This is a genomic window from Shewanella sp. SP2S2-6, assembly GCF_031931965.1.
In the GTDB taxonomy this organism is placed as follows: Bacteria; Pseudomonadota; Gammaproteobacteria; order Enterobacterales; family Shewanellaceae; genus Shewanella; species Shewanella baltica.
On record NZ_JAUOEQ010000002.1, the window covers coordinates 42,587 to 64,617 of the forward strand.

Annotated in this window: 23 protein-coding genes; 11 read left to right on the plus strand and 12 right to left on the minus strand. The window is 46.3% G+C overall.

Features of this window, described 5'->3' with window-relative positions; genetic code table 11:
• Positions 1 to 16 precede the first annotated feature (16 nt).
• Together murU and Q4Q57_RS02180 are read right to left on the minus strand one after the other, a co-directional pair.
• Positions 17 to 703: an N-acetylmuramate alpha-1-phosphate uridylyltransferase MurU gene (murU, locus tag Q4Q57_RS02175; RefSeq protein ID WP_311889518.1), complete on the minus strand. Its 687-nt coding sequence runs from the start codon at positions 701 to 703 to the stop codon at positions 17 to 19.
• Positions 700 to 1,743 carry a phosphotransferase gene (locus Q4Q57_RS02180; RefSeq protein ID WP_311889519.1) on the minus strand — a complete coding sequence of 348 codons (1,044 nt, stop codon included), beginning with the start codon at positions 1,741 to 1,743 and terminating at the stop codon, positions 700 to 702. The genes murU and Q4Q57_RS02180 overlap by 4 nt, the downstream gene beginning before the upstream one ends.
• A 159-nt stretch (positions 1,744 to 1,902) precedes the next feature.
• On the opposite strand from Q4Q57_RS02180, the gene lptD reads away from it, so the two are divergent.
• From lptD to Q4Q57_RS02215, 7 genes are all read left to right on the plus strand, one after another.
• Positions 1,903 to 4,200: an LPS assembly protein LptD gene (lptD, locus tag Q4Q57_RS02185; protein ID WP_311889520.1), complete on the plus strand. Its 2,298-nt coding sequence runs from the start codon at positions 1,903 to 1,905 to the stop codon at positions 4,198 to 4,200.
• Between the two features lie 242 nt (positions 4,201 to 4,442).
• Positions 4,443 to 5,747: a peptidylprolyl isomerase SurA gene (gene surA, locus Q4Q57_RS02190; protein ID WP_063883719.1), complete on the plus strand. Its 1,305-nt coding sequence runs from the start codon at positions 4,443 to 4,445 to the stop codon at positions 5,745 to 5,747.
• Positions 5,748 to 5,753: 6 nt separating this feature from the next.
• A complete protein-coding gene (gene pdxA, locus Q4Q57_RS02195) occupies positions 5,754 to 6,740 on the plus strand; it encodes a 4-hydroxythreonine-4-phosphate dehydrogenase PdxA (RefSeq protein ID WP_311889521.1) in 987 nt (328 codons plus the stop codon).
• 15 nt (positions 6,741 to 6,755) lie between these two features.
• Positions 6,756 to 7,562, plus strand: coding sequence for a 16S rRNA (adenine(1518)-N(6)/adenine(1519)-N(6))-dimethyltransferase RsmA (gene rsmA / locus Q4Q57_RS02200; protein ID WP_006085825.1), 807 nt, complete (start codon positions 6,756 to 6,758; stop codon positions 7,560 to 7,562).
• A gap of 48 nt (positions 7,563 to 7,610) precedes the next feature.
• On the plus strand, positions 7,611 to 7,991 hold the full coding sequence (gene apaG, locus Q4Q57_RS02205) for a Co2+/Mg2+ efflux protein ApaG (RefSeq protein ID WP_006080538.1): 381 nt from the start codon (positions 7,611 to 7,613) through the stop codon (positions 7,989 to 7,991).
• Between the two features lie 21 nt (positions 7,992 to 8,012).
• A complete protein-coding gene (locus Q4Q57_RS02210) occupies positions 8,013 to 8,837 on the plus strand; it encodes a symmetrical bis(5'-nucleosyl)-tetraphosphatase (protein WP_259522827.1) in 825 nt (274 codons plus the stop codon).
• A gap of 96 nt (positions 8,838 to 8,933) precedes the next feature.
• Positions 8,934 to 10,955: a methyl-accepting chemotaxis protein gene (locus Q4Q57_RS02215; protein ID WP_311889529.1), complete on the plus strand. Its 2,022-nt coding sequence runs from the start codon at positions 8,934 to 8,936 to the stop codon at positions 10,953 to 10,955.
• Between the two features lie 311 nt (positions 10,956 to 11,266).
• Here Q4Q57_RS02215 and Q4Q57_RS02220 read toward each other — a convergent pair whose 3' ends face one another.
• From Q4Q57_RS02220 to rplU, 7 genes are all read right to left on the minus strand, one after another.
• The gene (locus Q4Q57_RS02220; protein ID WP_311889531.1) at positions 11,267 to 11,680 is read right to left on the minus strand and encodes a DUF3718 domain-containing protein; all 414 of its coding nucleotides are present in this window, start codon (positions 11,678 to 11,680) and stop codon (positions 11,267 to 11,269) included.
• Positions 11,681 to 11,902: 222 nt separating this feature from the next.
• Positions 11,903 to 12,385 (minus strand): type 3 dihydrofolate reductase, encoded by a 483-nt coding sequence (folA, locus tag Q4Q57_RS02225; protein WP_311889532.1) that lies wholly within the window; start codon positions 12,383 to 12,385, stop codon positions 11,903 to 11,905.
• Between the two features lie 27 nt (positions 12,386 to 12,412).
• Positions 12,413 to 12,886, minus strand: coding sequence for a threonine/serine exporter family protein (locus Q4Q57_RS02230; protein WP_311889534.1), 474 nt, complete (start codon positions 12,884 to 12,886; stop codon positions 12,413 to 12,415).
• Positions 12,883 to 13,644 carry a threonine/serine exporter family protein gene (locus Q4Q57_RS02235; protein ID WP_107946705.1) on the minus strand — a complete coding sequence of 254 codons (762 nt, stop codon included), beginning with the start codon at positions 13,642 to 13,644 and terminating at the stop codon, positions 12,883 to 12,885. The genes Q4Q57_RS02230 and Q4Q57_RS02235 overlap by 4 nt, the downstream gene beginning before the upstream one ends.
• A gap of 27 nt (positions 13,645 to 13,671) precedes the next feature.
• Positions 13,672 to 14,841 carry an Obg family GTPase CgtA gene (gene cgtA / locus Q4Q57_RS02240; protein ID WP_006080528.1) on the minus strand — a complete coding sequence of 390 codons (1,170 nt, stop codon included), beginning with the start codon at positions 14,839 to 14,841 and terminating at the stop codon, positions 13,672 to 13,674.
• A gap of 214 nt (positions 14,842 to 15,055) precedes the next feature.
• On the minus strand, positions 15,056 to 15,310 hold the full coding sequence (gene rpmA / locus Q4Q57_RS02245; protein ID WP_006080527.1) for a 50S ribosomal protein L27: 255 nt from the start codon (positions 15,308 to 15,310) through the stop codon (positions 15,056 to 15,058).
• 14 nt (positions 15,311 to 15,324) lie between these two features.
• Complete coding sequence (rplU, locus tag Q4Q57_RS02250) at positions 15,325 to 15,636, minus strand: 50S ribosomal protein L21 (protein ID WP_006080526.1); 312 nt, start codon at positions 15,634 to 15,636, stop codon at positions 15,325 to 15,327.
• 271 nt (positions 15,637 to 15,907) lie between these two features.
• Between rplU and ispB the strand changes: the two genes are divergently transcribed.
• Positions 15,908 to 16,879 (plus strand): octaprenyl diphosphate synthase, encoded by a 972-nt coding sequence (gene ispB / locus Q4Q57_RS02255; protein ID WP_037391117.1) that lies wholly within the window; start codon positions 15,908 to 15,910, stop codon positions 16,877 to 16,879.
• 84 nt (positions 16,880 to 16,963) lie between these two features.
• Here ispB and ung read toward each other — a convergent pair whose 3' ends face one another.
• Positions 16,964 to 17,629, minus strand: a complete 666-nt coding sequence (ung, locus tag Q4Q57_RS02260; protein WP_311889539.1) for a uracil-DNA glycosylase — start codon at positions 17,627 to 17,629, stop codon at positions 16,964 to 16,966.
• Positions 17,630 to 17,817: 188 nt separating this feature from the next.
• Between ung and Q4Q57_RS02265 the strand changes: the two genes are divergently transcribed.
• Together Q4Q57_RS02265 and Q4Q57_RS02270 are read left to right on the plus strand one after the other, a co-directional pair.
• Complete coding sequence (locus tag Q4Q57_RS02265) at positions 17,818 to 18,381, plus strand: Tfp pilus assembly protein FimT/FimU (RefSeq protein ID WP_063883726.1); 564 nt, start codon at positions 17,818 to 17,820, stop codon at positions 18,379 to 18,381.
• A gap of 72 nt (positions 18,382 to 18,453) precedes the next feature.
• A complete protein-coding gene (locus tag Q4Q57_RS02270) occupies positions 18,454 to 18,774 on the plus strand; it encodes a DUF3144 domain-containing protein (protein ID WP_106649673.1) in 321 nt (106 codons plus the stop codon).
• An 89-nt stretch (positions 18,775 to 18,863) separates the two neighbouring features.
• Here the strand turns inward: Q4Q57_RS02270 and Q4Q57_RS02275 are convergent, their stop codons facing one another.
• Together Q4Q57_RS02275 and Q4Q57_RS02280 are read right to left on the minus strand one after the other, a co-directional pair.
• Entirely contained in the window at positions 18,864 to 19,478 is a 615-nt protein-coding gene (locus Q4Q57_RS02275; RefSeq protein ID WP_220777044.1) for a LysE family translocator, read from the minus strand.
• A gap of 134 nt (positions 19,479 to 19,612) precedes the next feature.
• Positions 19,613 to 21,154, minus strand: a complete 1,542-nt coding sequence (locus Q4Q57_RS02280) for a S10 family serine carboxypeptidase-like protein (protein WP_311889543.1) — start codon at positions 21,152 to 21,154, stop codon at positions 19,613 to 19,615.
• Positions 21,155 to 21,389: 235 nt separating this feature from the next.
• Here Q4Q57_RS02280 and Q4Q57_RS02285 point away from each other — a divergent pair, with 235 nt between their 5' ends.
• On the plus strand, positions 21,390 to 21,941 hold the full coding sequence (locus tag Q4Q57_RS02285; protein WP_220592193.1) for a thioredoxin family protein: 552 nt from the start codon (positions 21,390 to 21,392) through the stop codon (positions 21,939 to 21,941).
• Positions 21,942 to 22,031 lie beyond the last annotated feature (90 nt).

Below are 22,031 nucleotides of genomic sequence, written 5' to 3' on the forward strand. Positions count from 1 at the left end.
AAGCAAGCACAGATATTTAGGTATTGCTTTGTAATCTCAGTTCGAGCCCTTGCAGGCGTGCAATCGTGCCAACATCGCACCAAAGCCCGTGAAACAGCGCGCCGCTGACTCGGCCTTGGGCCATTTGCTTTCTAAGCAACGGACCGAGTGCAAACGCCCCCTGCGGCGTCTGATTAAACAACGAAGACCGATAAATACCTATGCCAGAGAAAGTGAACTTAGTCTCACCAAGCTCCTGCACTCGATTACTACTCAAGGCAAAATCGCCATTTGGATGCTGCTCAGGATTAGGCACTAGCCACAAATGAGCGAGCGTATCGGCAGCAAGCTGCGTGATTGGCGGTAAGGTATCAATAAACACATCACCATTAATAACCAAAAAGGGCTCATCACTTTCACCCTTTTCACTCTCACACAACAAAGGCAAAGCCCGTTTAATGCCGCCGCCGGTTTCGAGCGCACTCTCTTCGGCGCTATAGCGAATTTGCACCCCAAAAGCACTACCATCGCCCAGCGCCTCAACTAATTTATGCCCTAGCCAAGCATGGTTGATGACGATATCGACTATGCCTAACGCGGCAAGTTTTTCAATATGGTAAACAATCAACGGTTTACCTAATACTGGCACCATAGGTTTAGGCAAATTGTCCGTTAACGGCCTTAACCTCTCACCTCGTCCGGCGGCCAAGATCATGGCTTTCATTGCTTCACCTCAGATAAAGAGTGGCTAGCTGTAAACGCAGGCAACACGCGAAGAGTCAACCAGCGTGCAAATGGCACGAGTTCGGGATACTGCATGGCAATGTCGACAATATACGTTAATGTCAGTGGAATATCCGCCATATACGCAGGTTTACTGTCACGATAATTTAACCGTGCAAAAATCCCCACCGCCTTGATGTGACGCTGCAAGCCCATGAGATCAAACCAAGTTTGGTATTGTTCCAAAGTAGTCAGTGCGGGAATGAAGCCTAGCGCGAGTGCTTGCTGATAATGGTATTGCATCAAGTCTGCGACTAACGGCTGCGGCCAGCGAATATAACAATCACGCAATAGCGATACCGCGTCGTAGGTCACAGGGCCGACGACAGCATCCTGAAAATCAATTACGCACAATTTACCTGCTTGCAGCATAAGATTGCGGCTATGGAAATCTCTGTGCATCCCCACGCTAGGTTGCGAAAGGGCATTATCAACGAGCAGATCGAAGCTATCGCTTAGCATTTGCAGCTCTGACTCGTCCAATGACAAATTAAGATGAGTGCCGAGTAGCCACTCAGTAAAGATGTGCAATTCACGGCGAACAAAGGCTTCGTCGTACAGCGGTAAGGGCTCAACTAGGCCACTATCAAAATGCTGACTTGCAACCACAGAGGCCACTTGCGGCAGTAAATCGAGTGCCTGACGATAATAGTCAGCCACGTTTTGCACGTTAAGCACAGATAACAGCTGAGTATCACCTAAGTCACTCATCAGCATAAAACCTTGGGCGGCGTCGGCATGGATCACTTTTGGAACTGTCAGTCCCGCGGCGGCATAGGCATTAGATAAGGCGATAAAGGGTGCGATGGGCACCAATTGTGGCGGTGAATCGGCGGCGATAAAGGTGGCATCGGGCGTCGTGATCCGAAAGTAACGTCTAAAACTTGCGTCACCGGAAATCAATATCGGTGTCACCTCATCGGAAAAATATGCATTCAGCCACTGATTTAGGGAAAGAAATCTCGGATCGGATAAAGTCATTTCATGGCTCTTAAAGAAAAATTGCTTTATTATAGCTGGCATATAATTTGGAAACAGCTAAGAAATTGAGAGATTTATTAAGCGGTGTTGCGTTTGTAAATTGCAACTTTCCCCATCCATACTTGTCCAGAATAAGAAATCATAATTACTGACCTAAAGATGCAGATCCGATACCTTCTGGCCCTGAGCCTGTTACCGCAATTAGTCCTGGCAGACGACTCTCCAACCGCTTCGGCATCTCAATGCTTAATCGAACCGCCAGTACCCCGTATCGTATCTCAAACCCAAGGGATGAGTGCGGCCGAACTCAACAAAATTCGTATAGTCTCTGATAACTCTGATGCAGAAATGGGCAAACAAGCCATTTTCCGCGGGGATGTGGTTTTTAGCCAAGGCGATAGACACATAGCAGCCGATGAGGCGATTCTAGATCAAGCGACCGAACAGTTTGATGCTAATGGTAATTTAGTCTTCCAAGACAGTAACTTCACTGTTACCGCCGAGTCATTACAAGCTCAAATGCGCTCCAATCGTGCCACCCTTAAAGGGGCACAATATTGGCTGCATGGACAACAGGTCCATGGCGATGCCGAGAAACTGCAAATTACCATCAATAACAATTTAATTTTAACCAATACTAACTTTACCACTTGTCCACCCGACAATGTCTCTTGGCTGCTCGAAGCCGAAAAAATTAAGATTAACAGTGAAGAAGAATGGGGCGAAATTTGGAATGCCAAGTTAAGAGTCGGCGGCGTGCCTGTATTCTACATTCCCTACATGACAGTGCCGGTTTCTGATAAACGTAAGTCGGGTTTCCTCTACCCCAGCTTTAGCACCAGTACCACCAATGGCGTCGAATTTTCTGCGCCCTATTACTGGAACATTGCCCCTGAGTATGATTTAACCTTTACGCCTAACTATATGTCTAACCGTGGTTTATTCACTAAGACTGAGTTTGGTTATTTAGCAGGCGAGGCTCAAAAAGGCCGAGTCAATTTTGAATATCTAGGCAACGATCAATTGATCAGTGGCAGCCCTAATCGCTACCTGTACAACTGGCAACACCAAGGGTCAATCGACAATAATTGGCGGGTATTAGCTAATTTTACCGACGTGTCAGACAACAACTATTTCAATGACTTAAAGTCAGATGTTAACCGTGCTACCGACAACCAGCTGTCGCGCATAGGTGAAATCAGCTACTTCGAAAGTAACTGGGATATCAGCACCCGGGTTCAAGATATTAAAGTACTCGGTGAAGACGAAAAACCGTATCAGGTGATGCCTCAAGTCAACTTTAACTATCGCGCCGCCGATTTCTGGAACAATTTAGATTTTGGCTTTAATTCAGAGCTGACGAATTTTGCCCATCAAGACAATAATGTGAACACGGCGACGCGTTTACATATGGCGCCGAGCGTGACCCTACCAATTCACGGACCTTCGGGCTCACTCACCAGCCAAGTGAAGCTGATGCAAACTAATTATTGGCAACAGAATAACAATCCTAATGAAGAACTAGACGACACGGTAAGCCGTACCATTCCGCAGGTACGGATTAATGGTCAGATTAACTTCGAGCGTTTTACTGAGCTTTTCGATGAAAACTATCGCCAAACACTGGAACCGCAATTCCAATATCTTTATGTTGGCTACGAAGACCAACGCGGCATAGGAATTTACGATACGGCCCAATTACAGGATGACTATTTTGGTCTATTCCGTGATCGCCGCTTCTCGGGGCTAGATCGTATTTCCGATGCGAACCAAGTCACACTAGGTGTTACCACGCGTATCTTTGACAGTCATAACCAAGAGGCGACTAAATTCAGCCTAGGGCAAATTTTTTACCTGCAAGACAGTAAAGTCGGCTACGAAGACAATATTTTTGAATCAAATCAATCGACATCTGTACTCGCTGCCGAGTTAGATACCCGTTTGACGAATGATTGGTACATGGGTGCGGCGATTCAATACGACACCAACACCAGTGAAAATAAAAAAACGGAAGTCACCTTAGATTTCAGACCCGAAGCGAACAAATTGCTGCAATTTAGCTATCGCTACGTCCCCGATTTATTGAACTCCAATACCAATGATACTGTGAACATCTCCCAAGCGGGTGTTCGTGGCGCTTGGCCCATCAGTGACGATCTCTACTTCGTGGGTAATTGGTATTATGACTTAAACGAAAGCCGCAGCATTGAAACCTACACAGGTATTCAATACGAATCATGCTGTTATGCGGTGCGATTTAGTTATCACTACCGCATTAAAACCAATTATGACGACAACATAGGCTCTGCTGCTATCGACTCCCGTGAGCAATTTGAAAGCGGCTTCTACCTGAACTTAGTCATTAAAGGACTCGGTGGTTCTGGCCCATTAGGCGTATCAGATATGCTCAATGACGGCCTGTTTAACTACAGAAAACCGCTTTATCTGAGGAATTAGCAAAGAATTGTGATAGATTGCTGAACCTCAACAAGGACTGAGAGTCCAAACAGGTTAATGAGTGCCTTACCGTTTGCCTTTTGCTAACGCTAATAAAAGCGGACCTAAAGGGTTTACCATGTACTCAAATGCATCGCCAAAAAATTACATTAGGGCAACTCGCTGTAATTTCGATATAAATGGTAAAGTTATTTCAATTAAGCCGTCGAACCTGACCTTAGAACGTGCCAAGGATTTTGTGGATGAAACCCAGTAAACATCTGATTTTTGCTTTATTTGCACTCGCTATCAGCCAACCTACATTGGCCGCACCTCAGCCACTCGACCGCGTTGCGGTCCAAATTAACGACGGCATAGTGCTCGAAAGTGAAATCGCTAACATGATTGACACTGTTAAAGCCAATGCCAAAACGGCAAACCAATCGTTGCCTTCCGACAGTGCCTTGCGCACACAGGTGATCGAACGTTTGATCTTGACCCGTTTACAACTGCAAATGGCAGATCGTATCGGCCTGCATATCGGTGACTTACAATTAGACCAAGCGATTGAAAACATCGCGCGCGAACAAAAAATGTCTGTAGCCCAGATGCAACAAAAAATTGAAAGCGAAGGGTTAAGCTTTAGCCAATACCGCGAGCAATTACGCGAAGAAATCACCTTAGGTGAAATTCAACGTATTCAAGTACAACGCCGTATCCAAGTGTCACCACAGGAAATTACTAGCCTAGTCAAACTCATCCAAGAACAAGGGATGAAAGATGTGGAATACCAAATTGGCCACATCCTGATTGACGTGCCAAATAATCCTACCAGTGAACAACTGGAATCCTCGAGCAAACGTGCCAATATCGTTTTGGAGCGTTTAAAGAGTGGTGAAGATTTCCGTCGTACTGCTATCGCATCTTCTTCGGGCCCTAAAGCACTCGAAGGCGGTATTTGGGACTACATGAACATCAACGAAATGCCAACCCTGTTCGCCGAAGTGATCAACGGTGCGAAAACGGGTGACATTATCGGCCCGATTAAGAGTGGTGCAGGTTTCCATATCATTAAGATCATGGATGCTCGCGGCCTACAAACCAAAGAAATTGAAGAAGTCAGAGCGCGCCACATTTTGCTCAAACCATCGCCAATTTTGTCGGAAGATCGTGCTAAAGCCATGCTTGAGCAATTCCTGAAGCAAATTCGCTCAGGTGAAGCTAAGTTTGAAGACCTAGCGCGTCAATATTCTGAAGATCCAGGTTCAGCCACTAAAGGCGGCGAATTAGGTTGGGCAGAGCCAAGCATTTACGTGCCAGAGTTCGCTCAAACCCTTAACAGTTTAAAAACCGACCAGATCAGCGAGCCATTCCGTACCACTCACGGTTGGCACATTACCCAGTTAGAAGAACGCAGAAAAACCGATGCCACGGATCAGTTCAACAGTAACCGTGCGCACCAGTTGATCTTCCGTCGCAAATTTAACGAAGAACTGCAAAACTGGCTAGACGAAATGCGTTCAGACGCATACATTGAAATCTTCCAGCCAGAGACCAATCGAGGTTAATGTTAATTGAGCACTAAACGTATTGCCGTTACCCCAGGTGAACCCGCAGGTATTGGCCCCGATTTAGTCGTACAACTCGCTCAGCAGGCTTGGCCTGCTGAGTTAGTCGTTTGTGCGGATCCAGAATTATTAACCAGCCGTGCTAAACGACTCGGTTTGCAAGTGACTTTCCGCCCTTACCTGCCAAATCAAGCGCCTAAACCGCAAGAAGCGGGCACATTAACCATTGCCCCCTTCAAGCTAGTGACCGAATCGATTTGCGGTCAGCTCGATGAGCAAAACAGCACTTATGTAGTTGAAACCTTGCGTTATGCGGGCGAGAAAAACATGAGCGGCGAGTTTGATGCTGTCGTGACAGGTCCGGTACACAAAGGCATTATCAATCAAGCGGGTATTTCCTTTAGTGGCCATACTGAGTTTTTTGCCCATCAAGCAAATTGCCCAGATGTGGTGATGATGCTGGCAACGCCGGGATTACAAGTGGCACTCGTGACCACACATATTCCACTGGCCTATGTTGCAAAAGCGATAACGCGTCAACGCCTACAGCATATTATCAAGATTTTACATGCCGATCTCATCAGCAAATTTGGCATAGTTTCACCGAAGATTTATGTTTGCGGCCTTAATCCACACGCAGGTGAAGACGGCCATTTAGGGCGTGAAGAAATCGACGTGATTATTCCTGCTCTCAACGAGTTGCGAGAAGAGTTCCAGATGAATATTGTCGGCCCATTACCCGCCGATACCCTGTTCCAACCTAAATATTTACAGGACGCCGATGTCGTCTTGGCCATGTACCATGACCAAGGACTTCCCGTTCTCAAGTCACAAGGATTTGGCAAATCGGTAAACATCACCTTAGGTTTACCCTATATTCGTACCTCGGTTGACCATGGTACGGCGCTCGATCTCGCGGGTACAGGCAAAGCCGATATTGGCAGCTTTGTGTGTGCTCTGAATAAAGCCATTGAGTTATCCTCAAAGAACTAAACGATTACATTATTAATGAGCAACAAAGTACATTTAGGCCACACGGCCAGAAAGCGTTTCGGACAAAACTTCCTTACCGACGGCAATGTGATTGACCGCATTGTGGGCGCAATTGCCCCCGATAATCACCATGTGATGGTCGAGATCGGCCCAGGCCTTGGTGCCTTAACCGAACCCGTAGCCGAAGCTGTAGATAACCTGACCGTCGTCGAACTTGACCGCGATCTAGTTGAACGCTTACATCATCACCCAGTCCTTAAAGATAAACTGACCATTCACCAAGGTGATGCACTGCAGTTTGATTTTGGTCAACTGAGTGTGCCTGGCAAAAAGATGAAAGTGTTTGGTAACTTACCTTACAACATTTCAACGCCGTTGATGTTCCACCTGTTCGAATTTGCCGAACAGATTGAAACCATGCACTTTATGCTGCAAAAAGAAGTGGTACTGCGTTTATCGGCAAGCCCAGGCTGTAAAGCCTATGGCCGTTTAACGGTAATGGCGCAATACTTCTGCCAAGTGGTTCCGGTTCTTGAAGTGCCGCCCCACAGCTTTACGCCCGCGCCTAAGGTCGACTCAGCAGTCGTACGCTTATTGCCATACGCTGTAAAACCGTTCCCTTGCAAAGATGTGACCGTACTACGTCACCTTTGTACTACGGCGTTCAACATGCGTCGTAAGACTCTGCGTAATAACTTAAAGCACATGTTATCTGACGATGAGTTCGAGCAATTAGGGATTGACTCAAGTCAACGCCCAGAGCAGATTAGCGTGCAACAGTATGTTGCTATGGCTAACATGGTTTGCGATAAGAAAGCATAAATATGTCTGGGCACTTAGGTGCCCTTTAACCAGAGCCTAGGAACAAGAATGAGCGCATTGGACACCTCAATTCGGGTTGAAGTTAAAACTGAATATATAGAGCAGCAGTCCTCGCCCGAGGATGAAAAATACCTCTTCAGCTATACCATCACTATCATCAATTTAGGTGAGCAGGCAGCTAAACTCGAAACCCGTCACTGGATAATCACAGATGCCAATGGCAATACCAGTGAAGTCCAAGGCGCCGGAGTTGTCGGTGAAACACCAACCATAGCGCCAAATACCGCCTATCAATACACCAGTGGCACAGTGCTCGATACACCCCTTGGCATAATGCATGGCACTTATGGTATGGTCAGCGAATCGGGTGAGCATTTCCAAGCGACGATCCGTCCCTTCCGTTTAGCGACCCCAGGCTTACTACATTAATATCGTTAGGAAAGGGGTACTGTGGCGCATTATTTTGTTGGTGATATTCAAGGCTGTTTCGCTGAATTACAAAAATTACTCGCTAAGGTCGATTTTAATCCCTCCCGTGATGAACTCTGGGCTGTAGGTGATCTTGTTGCACGTGGACCAGACTCCTTAGCTACGCTGCGCTTTTTTCGTTCTTTAGGTGATTCCGCTAAAACGGTTTTAGGCAATCACGATCTCCACTTAATGGCGTTACACGGCAAGCTCAAACGCGCTAAGCCCAGCGATAATTTAACTGAAATTCTTGAATCGCCCGATATTTCAGCCTCAATTGACTGGCTGAGACAGCAACCCCTAATGCGTGAATTACCCGAACACCAACTCATCATGAGTCATGCGGGTGTGCCACCGCAGTGGTCGCTTGAAGTATTAAGAGAAGAAGCCGCACTCGTCAGTTGCGCACTAAAACAAGATGATTATCTTGAGGCACTGATAGCCCAAATGTATTCGGATAGCGCCGAACAATGGGACCCAAGTGCAATTGGCATAGAGCGCCTACGTTACTGCATTAACGCATTAACACGCATGCGCTACCTCTATGTCGATGGCCGACTCGATTTTGATTGTAAACAACCTCCTGAAAACTGTACTAATCCACAACTCAAACCTTGGTTTGAGTTTGCTTCGCCCCTGCGCCAGAGTCACACCTTGGTTTTCGGCCATTGGGCAGCACTGATGGGCAATATCGGCGATACTAAATTAAAGGCTTTAGATACAGGTTGTTGCTGGGGTGAACACTTAACCCTATGGCATCTTGAAAAAGACCAAAAAATTACGCAAAAAAAGTTAAAAAAGAGTTAAACTAAAACAGCTTAAAGTCGATAACAGACTGAGCCGCCTAACCCTGAAATCGCCCTGTTTTCATTTGGAAAAATATAATAAAAATCGGAGTATCCTATGAAATTTAACGTAGCCACCAGAGTGATTGGCGGTTTTGGTATTGTCACGCTTTTGCTCGTGGTGCTAGGATTTACATCTTACCTCACCAACAACAGCCTAAAAGCAAGCTCGGCGATGATGCAAGAATTAAGCTTGCCAGCGCTTAAGTCGACCAATCACCTCAGTGAAACCTTGAGCGAGCAACAAAGACAAATCCTGATTGCCTATCACACGCCTAAATCGGCCAATATTCCCAGTATTCGCAAAGTGTTCGATGATCATGGCACTCAGTTCAAAAACGAAATAGCTAACATCACCCAATTAGTGAAAAGCCAGCCAGAGCTCACCTCATTAATCAGCCAATTAAGCGGTAGTTTCTCAAGCTTTGAACGAGACAGCCTTGCTATGATCGCCGAACGTGAAGCTTCATTAAGCAAGCAAGAACAGTTAGTTAATCTAAAGAAAAAACTCGAAAATGCCGCCGATGATGCCTCATCGGAACTGCTCGATATTGTTGATTTAGAAAGCAGTCAAAATCCCGATGAGCAGAGTCTGGCCGCGTCAGCCAGCGCGATTGATACTAGCCTCGGGAATATCATCACCACTATCGCAGATTTAGTCACCAATGAAGAAGACAGTAAGCATGAACTGATCTCTAAAGAACTTGACTACATTATCAGCGAAACCAAGAACAAACTTGAATATGTGAATCGTCACGGTCAAGGTATCGTCGATGCGGATACCTTAAGTTCAGTCACTAAAGATATTGAAAAAGTTTTAGCGCTCGTTACCGGCCCGCAATCTATGTTGCAGCTGAAATCGAGCCAGCTTTCCCATGCTAAAGAAGCTGTGGTCAAACTCGGTATTATCGAAAAAGACGTGAAAGTCATTAATTCCAACATGGATGATGTGAGTAATAACATCGAACTTGTTGCCGCCAACATGAGCAACGACACCATAGCTAAGATTGACTCAGCTAGTATACAAACCATGATTGTGGTGTTAATTGCCATTGTTGTCGCTGTCATTGTGAGTTTTGCTGTAGTGAATCCGCTCAAACGCTCTCTCAGCCAAGTGAACAATGCCCTAAACGTCTTAGCCTCAGGCAACCTCACCCATAAGCTGGATGACTCTGGACACGATGAATTTGCAGAGCTAGCGAAAAACTGCAACCGTCTCGTCGATAGCTTACGCAGTTTGATTATCGGTATCTTGGATAGATCGAACCAACTGGCCGCGGCAGCTGAACAAACGTCGGCCATCACAGCACAAACTACCTCCGGCATTCAAGAACAAAAAAGCCAAGTTGACCAAGTGGCTACGGCTACTACAGAACTGAGCTCTAGCGCGCAACAAGTGTCGTTAAGTGCCGACCAAGCCCTTGAGCAAATCAAGCAAGCCGACCAAGAAACTCAGCATATGCGAGCCATTGCCGAAGAGAACAAACTGACGATTTTAGCTTTAGCCGATGAAGTGGCTAAAGCCGGCGTTGTGATCAATAAAGTGCAGTCTGATAGCGCCTCAATTGGCTCAATTTTGGATGTGATCCGCGGCATTGCAGAGCAGACTAACCTACTCGCCCTTAACGCCGCCATTGAAGCTGCTAGAGCCGGTGAACAAGGTCGTGGTTTTGCAGTAGTTGCCGATGAAGTCCGTAGCTTAGCCTCACGCACTCAGGTATCGACCCGAGAGATCCAACAGATGATTGAAGTGTTGCAGCAAGGTGCAGAACAAGCCGTTGCCGCCATGGATATGGGACGTGCTCAGGCAAATGCCTGTGTTGAAAAAACTGAGCAAGCCAACATTGCCCTCGAAACCATTAGCCAGTCTGTGCATAAGGCCTATGACTCAGGCACTCATATCGCCCATGCTGCTCAAGAGCAGAATTTAGTGAGTCAGCAAGTGTCTGAGAAACTGGAGCATATTGCTGCCATTTCGGAAGAAACGGCTATCGGCGCAGATCAAACGGCTCAGTCTAGCCATCAAGTCGCCAAACTAGCTGAAGAGCTTCAAGCCTCAGTCGGCGAATTTAGAGTCTAAATGTTAATTGCTAAAATCTTCTAAACCAAGGGTCGCTTAGCGGCCCTTTCTTTTGGACCGCATTCACTTTCCCCTATCTCACCGAATACTCGGCTTGACCGGCTTTACACAAATTAAGGCCATAAAAAATGCCGAACTTAAGTTCGGCATTTGATCTGATTCAAGGCAAGACGTTTAATGCAAAGCGCTTAATGCTAGGCTCTTAACGCTAATGGCTTAAACCCGTTGCTTAATACTCGTCGCCTAATATAACTAAGCTGCAAATAGAGCTAAAGTGCCGCTAGTTCGGAGTAACGAGTCCAGCTCAGCGATTACTCTTCTTCGCCGCCCGCAGCAGCGCCAAGACGCTCTTTCACTGCAGCAGTGATAGGGCTATCTGCATGACCGTTTGCTTCTGCCCAAGCTTGGATAGTCATACCATCGGCCTCAGCAACACTCAGTTCCGTCACCGACAAACGTTTAGCCACAAACTCACCGGCATCGTTCGCACTCGCGCCGTAAGCGGTACGCAATAGACTTGCGCCATCGCAACTGATGCCAGTGTAAATCTGACGTAGCTTAACGCGGCTTTCTTTTAACTTTTTACGTAGGCGGTTTTTATCGTTAGCTTTTACGTAATCGCAAATACTCGCTACGAGTGGATCAACGCCCGCAACAGCAGGGGTTGGTACAGTGATATAGCTCAATCCAATTAACGCAGCCAAGGCCACAGGCATAAGACGCATCCGATACTCCTTAATACTTTCTTATAGTTTTATTATCAATTTTGTATGGGCTGCATCTCGTCTCTCAAGGGTATTGACCTCTTGGCTTTAGCTCTCGTTCGAAATCTAGGATAACGAAATAGGCTATCTCTTCTTTCCGTGAAAACTAAATGTCCGATATGATGCAATACGTTAGATAAACTGACGCCCCATACACACAGGGTACACAACAGAGGCTGCAATTTAACATTTTTTTACCAAATTGATAAAGCGATATTCCAAACCATCCGCATTTATACTAGACAAAGATTCCGTTTCCTTCCAAGTTCCGTCATCCCAATAGGGGAAAAATGTATCGCCCTCAACCTCTAGCTTGATTTGCGTCAAATATAAGATATCTGCGTAAGGTAATAACTCGGCATAAAGCTGACCGCCACCAATCACTACTAACTCTTCACACTCGCCGGCGGCTTGTTTGGCTGCATCAAAGGAGGTTACACAGGTCACGCCTTCAATGACGAGATCCGTTTGACGTGAAATCACTATGTTATGTCGGCCAGGAAGAGGTCTACCAATGGACTCAAAGGTCTTACGCCCCATCACCACAGGCTTACCTAGGGTCATGGCTTTAAAGTGACGTAGATCTTCTGGAAGATGCCATGGCATTTTATTCTCTTTTCCGATGACTCGGTTGTTTGCCATCGCGGCTATCATAGCAATGCGCATGCTCACTCCTGTTTTATTGAAATAGAATTATTGAATGACGGGGCGGGTTCTGAAATACAGCAAGCTCGGCATAGCCAGCCCCACAGCTAACGCCCCGAGAATAAAGACGGTTTTGAGGCCATTACTAATCACTTGTGCCGTCAGTTCAGGACTCACCTGAGACTGAGCAGTCAGTTGCACTAAGGCAATGACGGTATTAAAGGCATAAGTGCCAGGGATCATAGGAATAATAGCGGCGACAGCATACATTAAAGGTGGCGCTAAGTGGCGCTTTCCAAACCCTATCGTAATAATCCCGACGATTGCAGCCGCGGCAAAGGTGGCCCACTCAATCGGTAAACTAAACTGTAGCATTAAGGTACGCGAGCTATGACCAATGGCTCCCGCTAAGGCGCAATAGGGAAGAAATCGTTTAGGAACATTAAATACCATAGCAAATCCCACGGCGGGAATTGCTGAGAAAAAAGCATCGTGCAGCAGCGTTATCAGTAATTCCATCATAGGAAAATCCCGCCGATCTGCATCGCAATCGTAATGCCTATCACAGAAGAAACGGTCAGCAAAGTCGCATGGCCCCAACGGGAGATGCCAACATTCATATGCCCTTTCACCATGTCGGAAATCGCATTGATCATCGGAAAACCCGGCACCAGCATTAGCACACTCGCGGCCATAGCAGCCTTAGGCGTTTCACTCAATGCAAACACATAGCCAGTTTGAGCCAACATACTGGTGACAAAAGCCGTGACGGCAAAGTTAACCAATAAATTAAAATGCCGCTTAGCAATCGCTAAACGTACCGACATGCCCACAGCTGCGGCAAAAAAGGTAATCACACACGAGATAAGATCACCCTTAAACAGGTGACAAAAACTGGCACAAGACAGGCCAATCATGAAGACAACTAAACTCGGTGGATAGGTTTTAGGCTCAATCCGCGCCAAACGTTTACGGACTTCGTTGGGGCCATACAGACCTTTTTCAGCTAATAAACAGATGCGTTGTAATTCACAAACTATGGTCATATTAATGCCATGCTCACGAATACGACGAGTCGTAGTGATACAGCGACCATGAACTAAACTGGTTAACACGAGGGAATTGGAGGAAATAGAGAGCTCTACGCTGGCAAGGCCTAAAGCCTGACCTAGACGCTGGCTGATTTCTTCAACTAAATCAGATTCTGCGCCGTAGGCCAGTAGCAGTTGTGCAGCACGCACAACTTGCCGAGTAATATCATTTTGAGTATCTGCGTACACGGAACTCTCAAAATTAAGACGGTAAGATTATCTCTGGTAAATAACTTCTACGTCGTAGTCGTCATCATCAAAGTCGTCGTCATCATCTTCATCAACATAGTCTTCATTCACTGAATCTAAGTTAGCTTGATGATAATTATCCCACTTGAACTCGACTTCACTGTCAGGGTCGATTTCATTGTCTTCTGGTGGCAGGCTCGCAATATAATCGAGGAGCTTTAATGCCAACTCATTAGTGCCGTCGCGGTTGTAGGCAGAAATAGTGTAAACGTCGCCTTCCCAACCCATTTCTTTAACGATGCGATCAACCTTTTGTTGCAGCTCTTCTTCAAGCAGCAAATCGGTTTTGTTAAAGACTAACCAACGTGGCTTGCTTGCCAGTTTTGGAGAGTATTTCTCAAGCTCACCAACGATAGCGCGCGCAGACTCAACCGGATCGGTTCCGTCAATCGGCTCAATGTCGATGATGTGCAGTAGAATACGACAACGCTCAAGATGCTTTAAGAAGCGAATACCTAAACCCGCACCATCGGCTGCGCCTTCGATAAGACCTGGAATATCCGCGATCACAAAGCTTTGACCAGGACGTGGATTAACCACACCTAAGTTCGGCACTAGTGTTGTAAACGGATAATCAGCCACTTTAGGCGTTGCACGGGAAACAGCACGAATGAATGTCGACTTACCCGCGTTAGGCATGCCAAGCAAACCAACGTCAGCCAACAGTAACAACTCTAATTTAAGGCTACGAACTTCACCCGGTGTTCCTAACGTCTTTTGACGTGGGGCACGGTTAGTACTGCTCTTAAAACGGGTGTTACCTAAACCATGGAAACCACCTTTGGCAACCAATAGCTTTTGACCGTGGGTCGTTAAATCCCCAAGGACTTCTTCAGTATCATGATCGACCGCGCGAGTACCAACAGGAACTTTTAAGATCAGATCTTTACCGCTGTGACCGGTACAATCACGGCCACGACCATTTTCGCCACGTTCAGCCATGTGAAAACGTTCAAAACGGAACTCGATCAAGGTGTTGAAGTTTTCGTCAGCTTGCAGGAAAACACTGCCGCCGTCGCCACCATCACCACCATCAGGACCACCATCTGGTACATACTTTTCGCGCCTAAAGCTAACACAACCGCTACCGCCGTCGCCTGCTTCGACCCTAATTACTGCCTCATCGACAAACTTCATACTTACTCCTGGCACCACTGAATGAAGCAATTATACCGTCTAACTTCATTGGTCGCCAAAAAACTCGAGATACTTTGCTCCCAATCTTACCTGTCAATGCTCATTTTTGGTAATCATTTACCAACTCAAGCATCTACACGGCGTAAATAGAAGCACAAAAAACAGAAAGCCCCACCAATGGCGGGGCTTTAACAGTACAAGCTAGGTTCGAAAATTAAGCTTCGATGCTAATAAACTTACGGTTATTAGCGCCTTTAACTTCGAATTTCACTTTACCGTCAGTCAGAGCAAACAGAGTATGGTCACGACCAATACCTACGTTTACACCAGCGTGGAATTTAGTACCACGTTGACGAACGATAATGTTACCAGCTAGAACTGATTCACCGCCAAAGCGCTTAACACCTAGACGTTTACTTTCTGAATCGCGGCCGTTACGAGTAGAACCGCCAGCTTTTTTATGTGCCATGAGTTAGACTCCTATTATGCGTTGATAGCAGTAATTTTAACTTCAGTGAACCACTGACGGTGGCCCATTTTCTTGTCGTGATGCTTACGACGACGGAACTTAACGATAGTTACTTTATCGCCACGACCGTGACTTACAACTTCAGCAACGACTTTACCGCCAGCTACTAAAGGAGCACCAACATGCACTGTTTCGCCATCAGCGATCAAAAGAACTTGATCGAATTCGATAGTTTCGCCAGTTGCAACTTCTAACTTTTCTAAACGAACAGTGTGGCCTTCGGCTACACGGTGTTGTTTACCACCACTTTGAAAAACAGCGTACATAGCTATTTTACTCCAATTCCTAACACGCGGGCTCATTCTTGGATGAGGCAGGGTGCTATAAAAACTTTATTGACAATGGGCGCGGAGTTTACGCGAAGAATCTAACTCTGGCAAGCCCTAATTAGGAAAGAATAAAAAAAGACCGGATTAACTCTCACATTAGTTGAGCTAGTGCTGTCATATGTCAGAATTTTAGGTAAAATTCATTTCATTATAACACGTGAGCCTAAACAGGGGCCGGTACGTAATGACCCCACAACCAGAGTCTACTATGGATTTAAACGCTATTCGTCAACTGGCTGACACTGATATGCAAGCAGTCAATCAGCTGATATATAAACAGCTTGAATCAGATGTCGCCCTAATTAATCAATTAGGTTTTTACATTATTAATGGTGGTGGTAAACGTCTTCGTCCTCTGCTGTCGGTATTAGCCGCACGTGCGGTGAGCTACGAAGGCGAAGCGCATCTAAAGCTAGCGGCGATTATTGAGTTTATCCATACGGCCTCATTGCTCCACGATGATGTAGTTGATGAATCGACATTGCGCCGCGGACGAGAAACCGCCAACGCACTGTTCGGCAATAGCGCCAGCGTGCTGGTCGGGGATTTCCTTTATACCCGTTCATTCCAGATGATGACTGAACTCGACAGCATGAAAGTGCTCAGAGTGTTAGCGGATACCACGAACGTATTGGCCGAGGGCGAAGTCTTACAACTGATGAATTGCAACGATCCTGATACCACAGAAGAAAGCTATATGCGGGTCATTTATTGTAAAACAGCTAAGTTGTTTGAAGCGGCTACTCTGCTTGCGGGTGTGTTAGCGGGTGCGACGCCAGAGCAAGAAACCGCCTTAGGTAACTATGGTAAGTATCTTGGTACCGCCTTCCAGCTTACCGACGATTTACTCGACTATACCGCCGACAGTGATGAGCTAGGCAAAAACATAGGTGATGACCTTGCTGAAGGTAAACCAACTCTGCCACTCATCTATGCCATTGCCCATGGCACAGACGAAGAGAAACACCTCATACGTCAAGCAATTGAGCAAGGCGATGGTACACAGGCCATAGATAAAATAGTGGCAGCACTGCACCATTGCGGCGCGTTAAACTACACCCAGCAAAAAGCGATTGAAGAATCAGAGAAAGCCATCGAGGCATTATCGATTCTACCCGACAGCGACTACAAGCAAGCCTTAGTTGCGCTAGCTAAGATTTCGGTCGACCGTAATCATTGATCGCTCGCTAGTTCGTGTTTAGCCCAAAGAAAAGGTCTTACTCAGTAAGACCTTTTTTATTGTCTCAAATCCGCAATCCTAAGATTAAACCTGCCAGCGGATCGGCGCTTCGCCCCGCTCAAGTAATAATTGATTCACTTGAGAAAAATGCCCACAGCCAAAGAAACCCCGATAGGCCGATAAAGGTGAAGGATGCGGCCCAGTGAGCACTTGATGTTGCGGTGCGTTAATCACTTGACCTTTTTTGATGGCATGACTGCCCCAAAGCACGAAAATAATCGGCTGAGTCTGGCGATTTAATAATTCCAGCGCGGCAGTCGTAAACACTTCCCAGCCCGCTTTGGCATGGGAGTGCGCCTTACCTTGCTCAACGGTTAATACCGTATTGAGCATTAAGATCCCCTGCTCCGCCCATGCGGATAAATCCCCGTGGGATGGAATGGTAAAGCCATCAATATCCGTCGCTAATTCCTTGTACATATTGGCTAAGGAAGGCGGCGGTTTAATACCGCGCTTGACCGAAAAGCATAAACCATGGGCTTGATCTGGGCCGTGATAGGGATCTTGACCAATCAATACCACTTTGACCTTTTCAAGCTGAGTCATAGTAAAAGCATTAAAAACATCGGCTTCGGGAGGATAAACCACTTTTCCAGCCCTACGTTCATTGTCTACAAACGCACTTAGTTGCTGAAAATAAGGCAAAGCCCTTTGCTCATCGATAAATGTTTGCCATGTCGCCTGAGTCACGATTTTACTTCCTCAATTCTATTATCGGGTTAGCTTAAAAGTCCTACTGTGGAATGGCAAGTTTGAAGGTTATGCTTGTCGATAATTGATAAGACTATGCTTGCTGTGTTTCGCTTTAAGACTTTCAATTTAAAACATTCGAATTTAAATGCTATAGTGCGCCCATTCTCGCACAGTCTAATTACGCCATGATGATCCAACATTCTGATAAATTGATGCAACGACATCAAACGGGTTTCACCTTAATTGAGCTTGTGGTGGTCATCATAGTGCTCGGTATTTTAGCGGTAGTGGCCCTGCCAAAATTTATCAATGTGCAGCAAGATGCGCAAATCGCCACAGTCAAAGCTGCAGGCGGTGGCTTTAAGTCAGCCATTAATCTGGCCCGCTCCGTTTGGGCGGTAAAAGTGGGCTCAGGTCCAAAAGAAGACTTACCCGTATTTGGCACTGCGCAATCTGAACAAGTGGATTTTAACGCCTTCGGCTGGCCTGCACAGCACTATATCTTTGGTAATGAAGCCTCACCGTCGCTTGATAATGTCGAAGACTGTATCTCGGTATGGGAAGTATTATTCCAAAATACCCAACCGAGTGTCTCGCGCTTAAATGTTGATGCGACAGAAACCGACTACAAAGCCAGTTATACCAATCCTGGCCAGTGCACTTATTTCTATCGAACAAACGACAAACTCTCGATCAGTTATGACTCCCAAACCGGAGTCGTCATTACCGACACAGATCCCAATAGTTAATGCCTGACGATTCCTTCTTACGTCAATTAAGTTAGAATCGAACTTTAATCTGTTACTTTTAGAGTGAACGCCATGACCGACACGAGCAACACCACCATTTACGAACTTGCCGATCAGTTTATTGCCTTAGCCAATCAGCTAAGTCAACAAGAAGCAGATGTAGGTAAAGTGGGCACAGCACTCCGTTTTGCCGCGGCACGTTTTAACGCCTTCGAAGCCGCAATTAAATCAGCGGATCTCGGCGCCGAGAAAGAAAGTGCATTAGAATGGTTTAGCAGTGAATTCAAAGAAATGCTGAGTGACAACTTAGACGATCACATCGCGAATCCGCCAATTCTCCAAGAAGCGGTGGCAGAAGAGACCGACAATTCAGTGCAAATGTTTAAAGGCTAAGCACGCCTTTCATGCATAGCGAAAACATAAAAAATGCCATCGATTGATGGCGTTTTTGTTTGTTGAAACAGATGACCTGCAATCAATAACTAAAGCGTGTATACCACGCGGAATGCCAGCAGTATCAACACCACGCCGGACAACTTATCAATTAACCCTGCCTTTTCCCGTAGTTTAGGCAACACGCTTGAGTGGGATAACAATAAAGCGATAAGCGTATACCAAAGTCCATCGACCACTAAAGGGGTAAAAACGATTAAAGCTTTAGCCGTCATGCTGTCGGCCACCATCACGAATTGGCTGAATAACGCGAGGAAAAACAGCATGATTTTAGGATTAAATAAGGAAATGGCGATACCATCACGGGCGGCGGTCAAGGTATCTGTCGCCTCCCCTGCGGCCAATTTAGCTTGCATACCGCCCTTGGAACGCAGCGCCTGAACTCCCATCCAAGCCAGATACAAAGCACCGAGAATCGCAATGCCATTAAAGACTAAGGGCGCCTTTTTAAGTACAACCGCTAAGCCGAGTAACGTCACCAACGCATAAATCCCAATGCCTATCGAATGTGCCCACGCACACACTATGCCCTTGCCCCGTCCACCGCCTAAGGTATGGCGCACCACCATAGCTAAACTTGGGCCCGGCGACATAGCCCCCAAACAACAAATCGCCAATAAACCTAACCAAGTACTAAAACTCATTGAACACACCTTACGCCGAATAAAAAGGCCCCTTTGATGTAGTTAAACTCTGGGGCCTTAAACTTGCTTGCTATTCTAGCATTGCGCCATTAAGGCGTTAACGCTAATCCATCCGTTTGTCGATAAATTAACGGCTATTTAGGCTGATAAAAAGCACGGATATCCTTCACTAACTGAGTTAAGGATTCGGGCTCAACGTACATCATGTGTCCCGCTTTATAGTAATGCATACTCACACGACTATTATCTATGCCGTTATCGGCAAAGGTATTTTCGGTGGCAAAAAATGGCGTCGCAAAGTCAAAGTAACCATTGCCGACAAAAATCCGCAGATCTTTGTTCTCACGCTGCGCTTGACCAAGATAAGGCGCAACGTTGACATAGTGCATCTGCTTACCACTGATATTCCAATTCCAACTCCGGTTCACATCAACGGAAAGTACATTGAAAGGACGGGATAAGGTCACGCCCAAATCGTCATACAGATATTGATGCATGGCAGCCGTATAAGCGCCATCAATCCCATAACCTGATGGGTCATCGTCGGTTGAATCGCCGCCACTGTCGTAGTCTTTACCTGTGTAGCGGCTGTCTAACCGCCCTATCGTCAAAGCTTGATCTCTGATCAGCTCCTTAGTGTATCGACTGGCGCTCACGCGCAAATTAACACGATCTAAATAGTGCTCACTTAACCCCGTAAAACGCGCCAAACTTTGACGTACCGCTTGATAGGCATCGGGGGTTAAGCGGCTGCCTTGCAACAACGCGAGGGCATAATCTTTGATCGCAAACTGGCGCGCTTCCTCAATAAAAGCCTCCAGCCCTAAAGCTTTATCCGCAGCGCTGACTTTATTATGGTAAAAAGCCGTTGCCGCCATGGTCGGTAAAAAACCAATGTATGGCAGGTTGTTACCCGGCTGGTAGCGGGCATGACTAAAATCGAGAATGGATGAAATCAGCATAATTCCATTGACCGAAATGTCAGTCCAACCGCCCTGCAATTCATTCACAAGTGCTGCCGCGCGAGTAGTACCGTAACTCTCGCCGGCCAAATATTTAGGGGAGTTCCAACGTTTATGCTCAATCAACCAGCGGCGAATGAACTCGGCAATCGACTGGGCATCTTCTTTCACGCCCCAAAAATCCGCACCTTTTTTATCGCCCAAAGCGCGGCTAAAGCCAGTACCTACGGGATCGATGAACACGAGATCGGACTCATCGAGCATAGAGTAATCGTTTGATTCAATGCGATAAGGTGCTGCGCCATCGTCCTTTGCATCCGGCACCACCACACGTTTAGGACCGAATAAGCCCATGTGCAACCAGAGCGAGGCCGAACCCGGACCGCCGTTAAAGATAAAAGTGACTGGGCGTGTACTGCTATCTTTAATATCGTTACGTAAATAGCTAATAGAGAAAATACTCGCCAGCGGTTCGTCTTTATCATCCTTTAAAATAGTCTCGCCACTGATCGCTTGATAACTGACTTTTTGCCCTTGAATCGTCATCTTATGCTCGGTTTTAACCACCTCAGGGACAAGCTTGTCGGCTTTATCTTCGGCCTTTTTGGCGGGTTCGGCATAGCTCAGGCTCGAGCAGAATACGATCAACGGCAACACGAATAATGACCAAAGCGGCCTAGCCGACGAGCGTCGACACGATGGTAAAGGTGTCATCTTATTTCCTTTTATTTTTGTTATAGCGGTAACTATCATCTTGCCCAGCTTACAAAGACTCCACAGCAGGCGCAAAACACAATTGCAACTGAATGCGTCAAAGGGCAGCTCAAATGAAATCCCATAAATTCATGCTGCTTTAAGCCGTTAACCGCTAAGATAAGCACGAATCTAAGTCTGTATTCCTAAGCCTCAATGTTTAATAAAGGCACGCCATTCTCCAGCAGGAAGTTTTATGAGCACTATTACTCTGATCAGTATTATCATTCTTTGTCTATTAATCGGCGCTATCTTGCTGCTGCTTTGGCAAAGACAAAAAGGAAAAACCATACCGCTGGCGGTGATATTTGTACTGGGATTTTTCGCCTTAGGACTTGGCGCGATTATTGGGTTTGTGCATAAAGGCGAGGATTATCAAGCCTATCAAAAACTGCAATGGCACACCTTAGCACCCGAGCAAATTGCGCCTCTGGTTGCCCAAGGCTATACCGTATTTGTCGATATTACTTCAGATTGGTGCACCATTTGCCAAACCAATAAAGCCGAAGTTACCCACAGGGAACAAATTGTGAATGCCTTAATGGCAGACAACATTATCCTGATGCAAGGCAACTGGAGTGAGGCCAACAAAACGATTGAAAGCTATATGCGCCATGAAGGTGTACCTGGTACGCCATACAATAAAATCTACGGTCCAAGCGCACCCAATGGCATTCTTTTGCCGTCAAAACTCAGTATGAGTGATGTGTTGAATGGCCTTGCTGCCGCACAAACGAATCGCAGCTAACGAAAAATCAACCAATAAAAAAGGCTGCACTGCAGCCTTTTTGCTCACTTCACTTCAAATCTATAAAAGCCAAATTTCTTGAAAGGTGGG